This window comes from Streptomyces sp. NPDC088706 (assembly GCF_044752765.1).
In the GTDB taxonomy this organism is placed as follows: domain Bacteria; phylum Actinomycetota; class Actinomycetes; order Streptomycetales; family Streptomycetaceae; genus Streptomyces.
Genome location: NZ_JBIVLW010000007.1, coordinates 122,876 through 134,244, shown reverse-complemented (window position 1 = coordinate 134,244; position 11,369 = coordinate 122,876). Strand labels below are relative to the sequence as shown.

13 protein-coding genes and 2 pseudogenes are annotated in these 11,369 nt (G+C 73.4%); 3 read left to right on the top strand and 12 right to left on the bottom strand.

Annotated elements, in window-relative coordinates; genetic code table 11:
* The first annotated feature begins 56 nt into the window (after positions 1-56).
* Positions 57-1,067 (top strand): PHP domain-containing protein, encoded by a 1,011-nt coding sequence (locus ACIQAK_RS18860; RefSeq protein WP_366389144.1) that lies wholly within the window; start codon positions 57-59, stop codon positions 1,065-1,067.
* A 99-nt stretch (positions 1,068-1,166) separates the two neighbouring features.
* On the opposite strand, the gene ACIQAK_RS18855 is transcribed toward ACIQAK_RS18860, so the two are convergent.
* Positions 1,167-1,358 carry a DUF6381 family protein gene (locus tag ACIQAK_RS18855; RefSeq protein WP_366389145.1) on the bottom strand — a complete coding sequence of 64 codons (192 nt, stop codon included), beginning with the start codon at positions 1,356-1,358 and terminating at the stop codon, positions 1,167-1,169.
* A 97-nt stretch (positions 1,359-1,455) separates the two neighbouring features.
* Entirely contained in the window at positions 1,456-2,661 is a 1,206-nt protein-coding gene (locus ACIQAK_RS18850) for an FUSC family protein (RefSeq protein ID WP_366389146.1), read from the bottom strand.
* A gap of 133 nt (positions 2,662-2,794) precedes the next feature.
* Here ACIQAK_RS18850 and ACIQAK_RS18845 point away from each other — a divergent pair, with 133 nt between their 5' ends.
* Together ACIQAK_RS18845 and ACIQAK_RS18840 are read left to right on the top strand one after the other, a co-directional pair.
* A complete protein-coding gene (locus ACIQAK_RS18845) occupies positions 2,795-2,977 on the top strand; it encodes a DUF6480 family protein (protein ID WP_401848435.1) in 183 nt (60 codons plus the stop codon).
* A complete protein-coding gene (locus ACIQAK_RS18840; protein WP_366389148.1) occupies positions 2,974-3,642 on the top strand; it encodes an endonuclease in 669 nt (222 codons plus the stop codon). The genes ACIQAK_RS18845 and ACIQAK_RS18840 overlap by 4 nt, the downstream gene beginning before the upstream one ends.
* 216 nt (positions 3,643-3,858) lie before the next feature.
* Here ACIQAK_RS18840 and ACIQAK_RS18835 read toward each other — a convergent pair whose 3' ends face one another.
* From ACIQAK_RS18835 to ACIQAK_RS18790, 10 genes and pseudogenes are all read right to left on the bottom strand, one after another.
* Positions 3,859-4,038, bottom strand: a complete 180-nt coding sequence (locus tag ACIQAK_RS18835) for a hypothetical protein (RefSeq protein ID WP_366389149.1) — start codon at positions 4,036-4,038, stop codon at positions 3,859-3,861.
* A gap of 88 nt (positions 4,039-4,126) precedes the next feature.
* A complete protein-coding gene (locus ACIQAK_RS18830; protein WP_366389150.1) occupies positions 4,127-4,519 on the bottom strand; it encodes a hypothetical protein in 393 nt (130 codons plus the stop codon).
* 71 nt (positions 4,520-4,590) lie between these two features.
* Positions 4,591-5,395 (bottom strand): annotated as a pseudogene (locus ACIQAK_RS18825) (hypothetical protein).
* Between the two features lie 196 nt (positions 5,396-5,591).
* Positions 5,592-6,335, bottom strand: a complete 744-nt coding sequence (locus ACIQAK_RS18820) for a hypothetical protein (protein ID WP_366389151.1) — start codon at positions 6,333-6,335, stop codon at positions 5,592-5,594.
* Between the two features lie 55 nt (positions 6,336-6,390).
* On the bottom strand, positions 6,391-6,585 hold the full coding sequence (locus tag ACIQAK_RS18815) for a hypothetical protein (RefSeq protein WP_018512925.1): 195 nt from the start codon (positions 6,583-6,585) through the stop codon (positions 6,391-6,393).
* A gap of 117 nt (positions 6,586-6,702) precedes the next feature.
* A pseudogene (locus ACIQAK_RS18810) lies at positions 6,703-7,547 on the bottom strand (phosphatidylinositol-specific phospholipase C/glycerophosphodiester phosphodiesterase family protein).
* A 330-nt stretch (positions 7,548-7,877) separates the two neighbouring features.
* Positions 7,878-8,552 carry an ATP-binding cassette domain-containing protein gene (locus ACIQAK_RS18805; protein WP_366389152.1) on the bottom strand — a complete coding sequence of 225 codons (675 nt, stop codon included), beginning with the start codon at positions 8,550-8,552 and terminating at the stop codon, positions 7,878-7,880.
* Positions 8,545-9,480, bottom strand: coding sequence for an ABC transporter ATP-binding protein (locus tag ACIQAK_RS18800; protein ID WP_366389351.1), 936 nt, complete (start codon positions 9,478-9,480; stop codon positions 8,545-8,547). The genes ACIQAK_RS18805 and ACIQAK_RS18800 overlap by 8 nt, the downstream gene beginning before the upstream one ends.
* 50 nt (positions 9,481-9,530) lie before the next feature.
* A complete protein-coding gene (locus ACIQAK_RS18795; protein ID WP_366389153.1) occupies positions 9,531-10,388 on the bottom strand; it encodes an ABC transporter permease in 858 nt (285 codons plus the stop codon).
* Positions 10,381-11,346, bottom strand: a complete 966-nt coding sequence (locus ACIQAK_RS18790; protein WP_366389352.1) for an ABC transporter permease — start codon at positions 11,344-11,346, stop codon at positions 10,381-10,383. The genes ACIQAK_RS18795 and ACIQAK_RS18790 overlap by 8 nt, the downstream gene beginning before the upstream one ends.
* Between the last annotated feature and the right edge of the window lie 23 nt (positions 11,347-11,369).

Here is an 11,369-nt window from a genome sequence, read left to right as displayed (position 1 = left end):
GCGGCCCGGGCGGTGGGTGATCCGTGCGGCGGCCGACGCTCTGTGTGGAGGTGCCGATGGACCCTGTCACTGCTCTGCGGCGTATCGCGTTCCTGCTGGAGCGCTCGCAGGCCGCCACCTACCGGGTGAAGGCCTTCCGGACGGCCGCCGAGGTCGTGACCGGGATGGACCCCGGGGAGGTGGCCGAGCGGGTGGCCGCGGGGACCCTGGAGCGGGTCTCCGGGATCGGGCCCCGTACCGCGCAGGTGATCCGGGAGGCGCAGGCGGGCGAGGTTCCCGGCTATCTGGAGCGGCTGGAGGAGGAGGCCGCCGCCGAGCCCGCTCCCGGGAGGGGCCAGGAGCTTCTGGCCCGGATGCTGGGCGACTGCCATCTGCACTCCGACTGGTCGGACGGCGGCAGCCCGATCGAGGAGATGGGCCGGACGGCGGCGGAGCTGGGGCACGAGTGGGCGGTGCTCACCGACCATTCGCCCCGGCTGACGGTGGCCGGCGGTCTGTCCCCCGAGCGGCTGCGGGAGCAACTGGCGGTGGTGGAGCGGCTCAACCGGGAGTGGGCGCCGTTCCGTCTGCTGACCGGGATCGAGTGCGACATCCTGCCGGACGGCTCGCTGGACCAGGAGCCGGAGCTGCTGGAGCGGCTGGACGTGGTGGTGGTCTCCGTCCACTCCAAGCTGCGGATGGACCCGGCCCCGATGACCCGCCGTCTGGAGGCGGCCGTACGCCATCCGCAGGCCGATGTGCTCGGCCACTGCACAGGCCGTCTGCTGTCGGGGCGCGGCAGGCCGGAGTCGCGGTTCGACGCGGACCGGGTCTTCGCCGCCTGTGCCGAGGCGGGGACGGCGGTGGAAATCAACTGCCGGCCCGAGCGGCTGGATCCGCCCCGCCGCCTGCTGCGCAAGGCCGTCGAGGCGGGCACCCTCTTCTCGATCGACACCGACGCGCACGCCCCCGGTCAGCTCGACTGGCAGATCAACGGCTGCGCGCGGGCCGAGGAGTGCGGCGTGCCGCCGGACCGGGTGGTGACGGCCTGGCCGGTGGAGCGGTTGCTGGAGTGGGCGGGGAGCTGAGTCCAGCCGTACTCCAGGAGAGCGCGCGGACGTGGAACGCCCGCCCCGGTCGGGGTCCGGGGCGGGCGGGTGCCTCTGGGTGGGGCCGGTGCGGCCGGCTCACTTCTCGGGGTAGATGTCTCCGGCGGCCATACCGCTCTGCTGCTCGCTCCGGTCCCGGATCGTCCGGGACTTCTTCTCCAGCCGCTGACGTTCCTGCGGGTCTGTCGCGCGTTCCGCGGCCTCGGCGAGCTGCTGGGCCTTCTCACGCATCTGCCGCGCCAGGTCGGCGGGCTCGTCCGTACCGCTCATCACCACTCCTTGCACCATTCCCTGACAAAAACGGACCACTGCCCCCAGCGAACCAGTGACCGGACGCTTCCGCATCCCGCGCGCCGCGGGCGAGGTGTCAGGTGGCGACCCGGCTCAGTCGCCGGACCGTCGCGCGCAGCCGGGGGTGGCGCTCGTGGGCCTCCGCGGAGCGCCGGTCCAGCTCCTCGCCCAGTCGCTTCGTCCGTTCGTCGATGTCGAGCTCGGCCAGCACCCGGTCGATCTCGGCGAGCAGGGCCCCGTGCAGCTGCCACTGGCGCGGGTGTTCCTGGACGTCCTCCAGCAGCAGGTCCGCCACCCGGTCCCGGGTGGCGCGGCTGCGGGTGAGCGCTTCGGCGAGCCGGTCCTCCGCCGCTTCGCCGTCGGCGGCGAGCGGGGTGGTGACCAGCTCGGAGAAGCTCTCGATGGCCTCGGCGAGCTGGCCGAAGAGCTCCTGGAGCAGGACCGCCACATCGGCCGGGAACAACGTCTCCTCGGTACGGGCCTTGGCCAGGTCGGTGAGGGTCCGGGACAGGACGCGCAGCACGACCGCGCAGATCTCCAGGGTGTCGAGTCCGGTGCGCAGGACCACCCGGTAGAGCAGCCCTTGTCTCACCCTGGGGTTGAGGGTGAGACTTTCCTCCGCCTGCCGCAGGGACGCGTCGACCTCGACGATGTCGTGGTCGAGCTGGCGAGCCTCGTGCAGCCGGGCCGCCGCCCGGGAGACGGGGTTGTTCCCCATCACCTCGTCGCCCATGCTGCGCAGCATCGTGCCCATCCGGGTGGCCAGGGAGTCGATGGAGACTCCGGCCGATCGGACCCAGACGGGCGGGGCGAGGAGCAGGTTGAACAGCAGCCCGACCACCGCCCCGATGAGCGTCTCCCACACCCGGTCCCAGGCGGTGTCGGCGACCTGGGAGACGCCGAGCACGAGCATCGCGCTGATCGCCACCTCGGGGACGAACTCGTTGACCCGCACCAGCCGCCCGATCATCAGCGAGGTGAAGATCGTCAATCCGAGGCTCCACCAGCTCAGCCCCACCAGGGAGCTGAAGGCGATGGCGATGAGCACGCCGACGACGACGGAGTTCACCCGGCGGATGCCGGTGGTGAGGGTGGCGTAGAGGGTCACCTGCACGACCAGGAGCGCGGTGAGGGGCGCGGTCAGCGGAGCCGGTTCGGGCAGGGCCCAGACGGCCACGGAGTACGCGATGACCGCGGCCGCGGTGGAGCGCAGCGTCTGCACCGCCGCGGGTTCGGTGGTGCGCTGCACGAGCTTGATGACGGGCGCGGAAACTGCGGGCATTCCTTGACGGTGCCCCGTTTTCCCCGTGCGCAGCGCTCCGTTCCCCGGGTGCCTCCGTACGGCCCTGTGCCGGTGGCCGCGCGGGCGCAGCCCACGGGGTGCGCCACAGCCCGGAGAGGAGGACTCTGGAGGCATGGCTGTTCTGGTGAATCCCCCTGAAGAGACGCCCCCCGCCGAGGGCTCGATCGGCGACGCCCATCAGGAGCGCCCGGACGGCGGTGTCTGGGAACACCCGGCTGTGTGGATCGGTCTCATCGTGCTCGGCGCGCTGCTGGTCGCCGGGTTCTTCGTCGCGCGGGTCGTCGGTCTGGCATGAGCGGGCGGAGGACGCCCTCGGCTCGCCGGATCGCCGACGCGCTGGTGGCGGGGTGCGGCCGGACGTACGCCGAGGAGGCGGGCATCCGGCTGAAGGACACCCCACAGCCCCTGTACCAGCTGCTGGTGCTGAGCCTTCTGCTGAGCGCCCGCATCCGCGCGTCGGTCGCCGTGGCGGCCGCCGGGGCCCTGTACGGCCACGGCATGCGCACCCCGCGCCGGATGGTGGACGCGAGCTGGCAGCAGCGGGTGGACGCGCTGGGCGAAGGCCATTACCGGCGTTACGACGAACGCACCGCCACCCAGCTCAGCGAGGGTGCGCAGCTCGTCCTGGACACCTGGCGGGGCGATCTGCGCCGGCTGCGTGAGGAGGCCGACGGAGACCGGGACCGGCTGCTGGCAGGGCTTCAGCGCGTCCCCGGCATCGGACCGGCCGGCGCCGACATCTTCGTGCGCGAGGTGCAGTCCCTCTGGCCGGAGACCGGTCCGTGGTTCGGGGCGAAAGGGCTGCAGGGGGCCGAGCGGCTGGGCCTGCCCACCTCCCCCGGCGAGTTGGCCGAGGCGGCGCGCGGACATGACGCCGCGAAGTTCGCCGCCGCGCTCGTGCGGGCGGCCTTGGACAAGGACATCGTGGACGAGGTCACAGAGGCGGCACGGGCCCGCTGAACCCGCCCCCGTGGCACGCCGTCACCACAGGCGCCCCCGTAGCGGGGGAGGCGGCGTGCCGCGCTCGCGCCGAGAAGCGTGCTCGCGTCGAGGGGCGTCGTACCGCGCTCACGCCGAGAAGGCGTGCTCACGTCTAGGCGCGCCCGCACCGTATGCCCCCCCGGGAGGCGCCCGTTCCGACGCGTTCGTCGCGCACGGGACGGGCGCCTCCCGGCCTCAGCGGTCGGAGGCCTGGCGCAGTGCGCGCGCCTGCTCCTCCTGCCGGCGGGCCGCTTCCTGCTCCTGCCTTCCTTCGGCCTTCATCCGCTCGTCGCCGAGGGCGATGCCGTCCGACTCCTTCTTCAAGCCCTTCAGCCGCCGCGCCTTCGCGCGGGCCATGTCGGTGCTCTTACCCACAGCTGCCTCCGTACCGCGAGGAGATTCATACTTCCCATCCCACTATGCCTACGCATACCGCAGAACGCAGGAGGCGGACGACCGGGGGTCAGAGCACCGGGCCCTCGCCCTCGTCCTCGGGGCCGCCGGCCTCGACCCGCAGGGCCAGGTCCTGGAGGACATCGGCCGAGGAGACGTCCGTCTGCCCGGAGTCGTGCACCTGCGCCAGCATCGTGAAGGCGAGGGTGAAGGCGCTCACCAGCTGCTCGACGGCGCCGCCGACCTCGCGCCCGACCACGGTCACCACCTCCTCGACGGAGAAGTCGTCGGGGATGGCGATGTGGGGCATCGTCTCGTTCAACAGGGCGGTGACGGCACCCGCTCCCGCGTCCAGATCTTCCCGTTCGAGGTCCGCCTCCAGCAGGCGCTGCATTTCGCGCGCCTCTGTGAGGATGCCGATCACGCGCTTCACGACTTCCCGTTGCTCCATGGCCGCGAGCATAGGCCGTGTGTGCCGGTCACCACGTGCGGTGGTGTGCGCTTCTGTGCGTCGCCGACGTCCCGCTCGGTGCCTCAGCCGGTGTCGCGCACCGCCACGATGCCGTTGAAGACCCCGGCGTACGCCGTGCCGTCCGGGCCGATGGTGATGGGCGCCCAGTTGTTGTCGTAGGAGGGCCCGGTGCCGGTGAGTTTGCGCCATCGGCGTTCGCCCGTACGGAAGTCGACGGCGGTGAGGTACCAGGCGTCGACGCCGAGGACGTTGGGCTCCTTCTCATAGAAGTAGAGCAGCCCGTTGGCGGTGGAGAGCTTGGGCACCGTGGAGGGTGAGCGGACGGCGCTCTCCCACACGGTGTCGCAGCCGCTGCTTCCCCGAACCCTGGTTCACCGAGCCCGGCTTGGTACCGGTGCCCCGGTCGTAGGTCTGGCGCCACTGGACGCGCGGGGTGCCGTCGGGGGTGGCGGTGAAGCTGTACAGGGCGTGGTCGGAGACGAGGGAGACCCCGTCCCGGGCCACGGAGAAGGAGTTCTGGATCTCCTCCCCGGCCAGCCGGACGGAGCGGATGACGGAGGTCCGCGGGTCGACCGTGCCGACCCGGCCGAGCCGGGTGACCCACCAGATCCGGCCGCTGCCCGCCGCGTCCGCGTGCATGCCGCTGCGGCCGTCGGGGGCGAGGTAGGGGTGCTGCGGGGGCGCTTGGCCGGCGACCGGGGCGGCGGTGGCGGGCGCGCCCTGGTAGTCGCCGACCAGGCGGTGACCGGGAGCCTTGGGGATGTCGTCGGCCACCGCGGGGGCGGCGGGCCCCAGAAGGGTGACGGAGGTGGCGGCGAGCGTCAGGACCAGGACGCGGCTGAGCGCACGGCGGTACGGCGGGGACATCGGGCTCCTTGGTTACGGACGGGAGGTCGCGCCGCCGCCCGACGTCAGGACGCACCCCTTGAAGTGTCCATGCTAAGTGGGAGGGTTTCGCGGGTACGACACACCGCCGCAACACCGCGTCACGTGCGGCAACGCGCCGCAACGCACGGCGGTGCGCCCACCCGGCGCGGACGGCGCGGACGCCCGGCGCGCCCGCTCAGCGCGGCGGGGGCTTCCTGTGCGAGCGGTTCTCCAGCATCGCCCGGCGGATCCGGGCCGCCGCCGCGTGGGCGTGCTCCGGGGTCGCGGTGTGGTCGGCCACGGACGTGACGAACCGGTGCAGCGGCTGCCGGCAGCGGGTGCACGGAGCATCGGTGGTGGCGAGGTAGCCGTCCTCGCACTCCGGGTCGGAGCAGGAGCCGGGCATCAGCAGATGCTCGGCGATGTCCTGGGCGCTCCAGCGGCGGCGGCCGTCCTCGTCCTTCTCGTTGAGGGCGTGGGCCCAGCGCAGGTTCCAGCGGCGTTCGATGCGCTCGCGGAGGACACCGGCACTGCGGTTGCGGCCGAGCTCGTCGTGGATCATGTCGTGGACAGTGCTCGGGACCCGGCCGCCGAGCGCCTGGAGGAGCTGCTGCGGCAGCGCCTGGAGGACGTAGCCGCGCGGGTTGCTCTTGGCGTTCTCCCGCCAGCGGTCGCAGGCGCAGGTTCCGTCGGGCCGTTTATGGGCGTGGCACCGGCCGCAGAGGCCTCGGCACTCGGCGCACAGGCCGCCGTCGAGCCCGTCGAGGTGCGGCGCCGGCGCGCGGCCGCACTCCTGACAGCAGGCCGCGCACGGCCCGCAGAGCCGTTCGTTGCCCGCCTTGGTGGTCCAGGTACGCATCTGGCACCGGCAGCAGAGGCCGGTGTTGCAGTACTCGTGGTGGGCGGCGCCCGAGTGCCGTCCGGGAGGCGGGAAAGACATCTGACCATTGTGCGGGATCGCCGGGCGCCGCGCGGACGGTCCCGAAAGGAACAGGTCAGGGGTGCAGGCCGCTGACCAGGTTGGCGGTGGCGCCGATTCCGTCGTGGATGGTCGGCGCCATGCTCGTACTGGCCAGCAGGAAGCCCAGCAGGGCACAGACGATCGCGTGCGAGAGCTTCAGCCCGCCGTTGCGGAGGAAGATCACCGCCAGGATCGTCAGCAGCACCACCAGTGAGATCGAAATGACCATGGCCAGCCTCCTCCGCCGCGCCGGATTTGCGGCTTTCGGCCGCCAGTGTGGCGCAGCGGGGCGGCCGTTCGGCGCACTGGCGTGTCCGCCGAACGGGTACGGCCCGTCTGTGGCGCGTTACAAAACCCTGGGAACGTTCGTACGAGCACGGAGGAAGCGTTCGAGCCCGGTCAGGTCGTCGGTGTTGAGGTGGTCGACCCCGGCGGCCAGGAGCTCGCTCCAGACGGCCTCACGCTCGGGCCCCGGCAGGTCGGGGGTGGCCCAGAAGCGGATGCGGCGGCCCTCGCGGTGGGCGGTGGCGACGAGGGTGCGGAGCCGGTCGCGCTCGGCGCGCGGGAAGGGGCCGGCACCGAGCCAGCCGAAGGTCTGGGTCCAGTTAGCGCTGATCAGCGGCGTGAACGAGGCGGGCGACCCGGTACCGAGGTCGTCGAGGCGGCCGTCGTAGAAGGCGAGGCGGGTGCGCTGGGCCTCCATCGGGACGCGGGCGGCGCGGTCGCCGGAGATGACGGCGGTGACGGCTCCCGGGCGGACGCGGCCGTGGTGGTAGCGGGTGAACAGGGTGCGGTAGCGGCCCAGTTGCCGGTCGAGTTCGCGGTAGGCGGCGACGCCGTCGGCCTTGATGTCGATGAGGAGTTCAGAGACCGGCGGTGGTGCGGGTACACGCTGCCGTGTCCGGCGCGGGCCAGAGCGCGTAACGGTTCGAGGTAGAGACCGGCGAGGGTCCGTCGCGGGTCGAGCCCGGCCGGGTCGTGGGCGACGAGCAGCTCGCCGGCGACGAGGAAGATGTCCGCCTCGACGCTGGTGAAACCGTGCGCGAGGGCGTCGTGGAGGGGCTGCGGGTGCAGGTAGTCGTTGTGCGCGTGGGCGTGGCGCAGGGGGCGCGGGCGGGGCGGCCGGGGGGTGGTGGCTGGGGACGCCGTGGCCGGGGACGCGGCGGCCACCGTGGCGGGTGCGGCGATCACCGCGGCGGCGGTGGCGAGGGTGACGGTGAGGGCCCGACGGCGGGTGGGGGCCGACGGGGCTGAAGGCGCTGAAGAGGGCGGCCGGGCTGAAGGCGCTGTCGGGCCTGAAGGGCCTGTCGGCGCTGGCGGGGTTGTCGGGGCTGTCGGGGTTGTCGGGGCTGTCATGAGGGGACTCCCTGAGCGGTCGGCCGGGCGGAGGGCCCGAGGTGGGCCGGACGCGACGAGTATGGGGCCGCGCGCGGCGACTTCGTCAGGTACCTGCCATTTGTTGAGGCCGTGGCCCTCCGCACGTCGACTGCTCCGCGCCTGCCGTTCCCCTGCCCCTCCCGGTCACCCCACCGGGGCGCTCTCCACGCTCCGCTCGCCCCAGCGGACCGTCCGGTCGCACCAGCGCTCCAGGAGGACCCGGTCGTGGCCGACGGCCAGCAGGGCGGCTCCGGACTCCGCGCGGTAGGTCTCCACCACCGCGACCAGCGCGGCGGTCGTCGAAGCGTCGAGCATCGCCGTCATCTCGTCGCAGATCAGCAGCCTCGGCCGCAGCACGAGGGCGCGTGCCAGGCAGGCCCGCTGGAGCTGCCCGTCGCTCACCGCGTGCGGGCGGCGCTCCAGCAGCTCCTCGGAGAGGCCGACCAGCGGGGCGAGCTCCGCCAGCCGCGCGGTGACCTCGCGGCGGCGGCCGGTGGCCCGCAGCGGCTGGGCGATCAGTTCGCGCAGGCTGAGGCGGGGGTCGGCGGAGAGCCGGGGCTGCTGGAACACGACGCCCACGGCTGTGCGCTGCTCCCGCGGGGCGCGGTGCCGCCAGCCGCGTACGACCGTGCCGTCGAGGGTCATGGTTCCGGCGTCCGGGCGGTGCAGGAGGGCGGCGACCTTGGCCAGGGTGGACTTGCCGCAGCCGCTGGGGCCCAGGAGTCCCACCGCCTCGCCGGGCCCGACGCTCAGGGAGACGTCGCGGACGACCGGGGCGCGGTGGTCGTACCCGGCGGTGATACCGGTCAGCTCAAGCATCGGCGGCCTCCTTCGTGAGGGAGTGCGCGCGGCCGGTCAGCCCGTGGTGGCAGGCGAGTGCGTCGTCGAAGGCCGGGCGTTCGGCGGTGCAGCGGGCGTCGGCGCGGGCGCACCGGGCGGCGAAGGCGCAGCCGTCGGGGAGCGCGCCGAGCTCGGGCGGCATGCCGGGGATAGGGGCGAAGTCCCGCTCGGGCAGGGCGTCGAGCAGGCCCTTGGCGTACGGGTGGCGGGGCCCGGGCGCGCCGAAGAAGGGGCCCGCGTCGGCGATCTCGACGATCCGGCCCGCGTACATCACGGCGACCCGGTCCGCGATCCGTTCGGCCGCCGCCAGGTCGTGGGTGATGATCAGCAGCGCCCGGCCCTCGTCGGTGTGGCGGCGCAGTTCGTCCACGGTCCGCTCGACCAGGTCCCGGTCCAGTCCGGTGGTCGGCTCGTCCGCGAGCAGCAGCGGGGCGTCGCCGATCAGGGCGAGCGCGGTGGCGGCGCGCTGGGCGAGACCGCCGGAGAGTTGGTGCGGGTAGCGGTCGAGGTGGTCGGCCGGGAACGAGGCCCGGGCGGCGGCCTCCCCCGCCGCGGCCCGTACGGCGGCGGACCCGCGCACCCCGGTCAGCTCGCGCAGGGTCTCCTCCAGCTGGGCGCGGACGGTGCGTACGGGGGTGAGGTGGGCGGCGGGGCTCTGCGGTACGAGTCCGATGCGCCGTCCCCGTACCGTACGGGCGAGGGTCCGCTCGCCCGCCGTCAGCAGGTCGATGTCCCCGCCGAGCACCGCACTGCCGGTGGTCTGCGCGTTGGCCGGGAGCAGGCCGAGCAGCGCGGAGGCGAGCACCGACTTGCCGCAGCCGCTCTCGCCGACCAGGGCGAGGCACTCCCCCGGCGCGACGGAGAACCGGGCGTCCGTGACGGCGGCGATGTCCCGGCCGCCGCGCATCCGGAAGCGTACGGAGAGGTCCTGGACGTCGAGGACGGCGTGGTCGCGGGTCACAGCATCAGCTCCGATTTCCGGCGCGGGTTGATCCGGTCCCGCCAGGCCCCGGCCAGGCCCGCCAGGGCGAGGGTCGGAATGATCAGGAAGAGGCCGGGGAAGAGCGTCGGCCACCAGTCCCCCGCGAGCAGCGAACCACGCGCGGACTGGACGAGGTTGCCGAGACTGGCCTGGTGGGCGGGGAGTCCGAGCCCGAGGAAGGAGAGCGCGGACTCGTGCCACATGGCGTGCGGCACCATGAGGACCGCCGCGAGACCGGCCTGCGGCAGCACCCCGGGGAGCAGGTGCCGCACGATGACCCGGCCCCGGGACGCACCGCCGGAGACCGCCGCGTCGATGAAGGGGCGCGAGCGCAGCGAGAGCACTTCGGAGCGGACGATCCGGGCGGTGGAGAGCCAGTGGGTGAGCGCCACCGAGATGATCACCGGCCAGACGCCGGGCCGGAACATCGCCACGATGAAGATCCCGAGCAGCAGGTGCGGCACCGAGGAGAAGGTGTCCACCAGCCGCATCACGATCCGGTCGGTCCAGCCGCCGAACGCCGCGGCGAGCGCGCCGATCGCCGTGCCGATGACGGTCGCGGTGAGGGCCGCGACCAGCCCGACCAGCAGCGAGACGCGGAGCCCGTAGACGCAGCGCAGCAGCAGATCGCGCCCGACGTCGTCGGTGCCGAAGGGGTGCGCCCAGGACGGCGGGTGGAGCTTGTTGGAGAGGTCGACGGCCTGCTGGTCGAGCTGGGCCAGCGGCGGGACGATCAGGACGGCGAGTGCGACCGCGGCGACGACGGTCACGGAGGTGGCGACCCGGACGCGGCGGGTGGTGCGGCTCGGCAGGGCGAGCGCGGTCTCAGCCATCGAAGGCCACCCGGGGGTCGGCGAGCCCGTAGAGCAGGTCGGAGAGGAGGTTGCCCAGCAGGACGGCGGCGGTGGCGAGCACCGTGAGCGCGGCGAGCAGGGAGAAGTCGACCGAGGTGGCGGCCTCCACGGTGGCGGCGGCGATGCCGGGCCAGCTGAAGACCGTCTCGATGAGGAGCGCGCCGGTGATGAGTTCGGGGACGCGGGAGCCGATCAGGGTGAGCATCGGCAGCATCCCGGAGCGCAGGGCGTGGCCGAGGAGGACCGTGCGCTCGCTCAGACCGCGGGCGCGCGCCCCGCGCACGGGGTCCTCGGCGAGTGCGTCGGTGACCCCTTGGCGTACGTAGAGGAAGAACCACGGCAGCTGGGAGACCCCGAGGACGGCTGCCGGCAGGACGAGGTGGGAGGCGACCTGGCCGAAGGTGATGGTCTCGCTGGCGGCGTCGGTGAGCCCGCCGGCCGGGAGGATGTCCAGCTTCAGGGCGAAGAGCCAGATGGCGAGGAGGCCGAGCCAGAAGGCGGGAGCGGCTTCCAGGGTGTACGCGGCGGAGCTGACGCCCCGGTCGAGCCAGCCGCCGGGCCTGCGGGCGGCGAGGACGCCGAGTGAGGTGCCGAGCAGGATAGCGATCAGGAAGGCGGAGGCGGCGAGCAGGACGGACCAGCCCATGCGTTCGGTGATCACGTCGGCGACCGGCTGACGCATCACGCTGGAGTCGCCGAGGTCGCCCTGGAGCGCCGAGGTCAGCCAGTTCCACCAGCGGGTGACGAGCGGCTGGTCGACGCCGAGGTTGGCCCGGAGCTGGTCCAGGTTCTCCTGGGAGGCGGTGAGGCCGGCGGTGCCCGCGTACGCCTTGACGGGGTCGAAGGGGGATGCGGCGGCGACGGCGAAGACGCCGAAGGTGACGGTGAGGAGGACCGGGACGGCGAACAGGGCCCGCCGTCCCGCCATCCGTGCCATCGGCCCCCAGGGGAGGCGGTGGC

Coding starts and splice junctions, on each gene's coding strand:
- ACIQAK_RS18820 (WP_366389151.1), bottom strand. CDS start 6,335: ATGTCTTTCCCGCCTCCCGGACGGCACTCGGGCGCCGCCCACCACGAG.
- ACIQAK_RS18860 (WP_366389144.1), top strand. CDS start 57: ATGGACCCTGTCACTGCTCTGCGGCGTATCGCGTTCCTGCTGGAGCGC.
- ACIQAK_RS18840 (WP_366389148.1), top strand. CDS start 2,974: ATGAGCGGGCGGAGGACGCCCTCGGCTCGCCGGATCGCCGACGCGCTG.
- ACIQAK_RS18850 (WP_366389146.1), bottom strand. CDS start 2,661: ATGCCCGCAGTTTCCGCGCCCGTCATCAAGCTCGTGCAGCGCACCACC.
- ACIQAK_RS18845 (WP_401848435.1), top strand. CDS start 2,795: ATGGCTGTTCTGGTGAATCCCCCTGAAGAGACGCCCCCCGCCGAGGGC.
- ACIQAK_RS18830 (WP_366389150.1), bottom strand. CDS start 4,519: ATGCTCGCGGCCATGGAGCAACGGGAAGTCGTGAAGCGCGTGATCGGC.
- ACIQAK_RS18815 (WP_018512925.1), bottom strand. CDS start 6,585: ATGGTCATTTCGATCTCACTGGTGGTGCTGCTGACGATCCTGGCGGTG.
- ACIQAK_RS18795 (WP_366389153.1), bottom strand. CDS start 10,388: ATGGCTGAGACCGCGCTCGCCCTGCCGAGCCGCACCACCCGCCGCGTC.
- ACIQAK_RS18790 (WP_366389352.1), bottom strand. CDS start 11,346: ATGGCACGGATGGCGGGACGGCGGGCCCTGTTCGCCGTCCCGGTCCTC.
- ACIQAK_RS18855 (WP_366389145.1), bottom strand. CDS start 1,358: ATGAGCGGTACGGACGAGCCCGCCGACCTGGCGCGGCAGATGCGTGAG.
- ACIQAK_RS18800 (WP_366389351.1), bottom strand. CDS start 9,480: ATGCGCGGCGGCCGGGACATCGCCGCCGTCACGGACGCCCGGTTCTCC.
- ACIQAK_RS18805 (WP_366389152.1), bottom strand. CDS start 8,552: ATGCTTGAGCTGACCGGTATCACCGCCGGGTACGACCACCGCGCCCCG.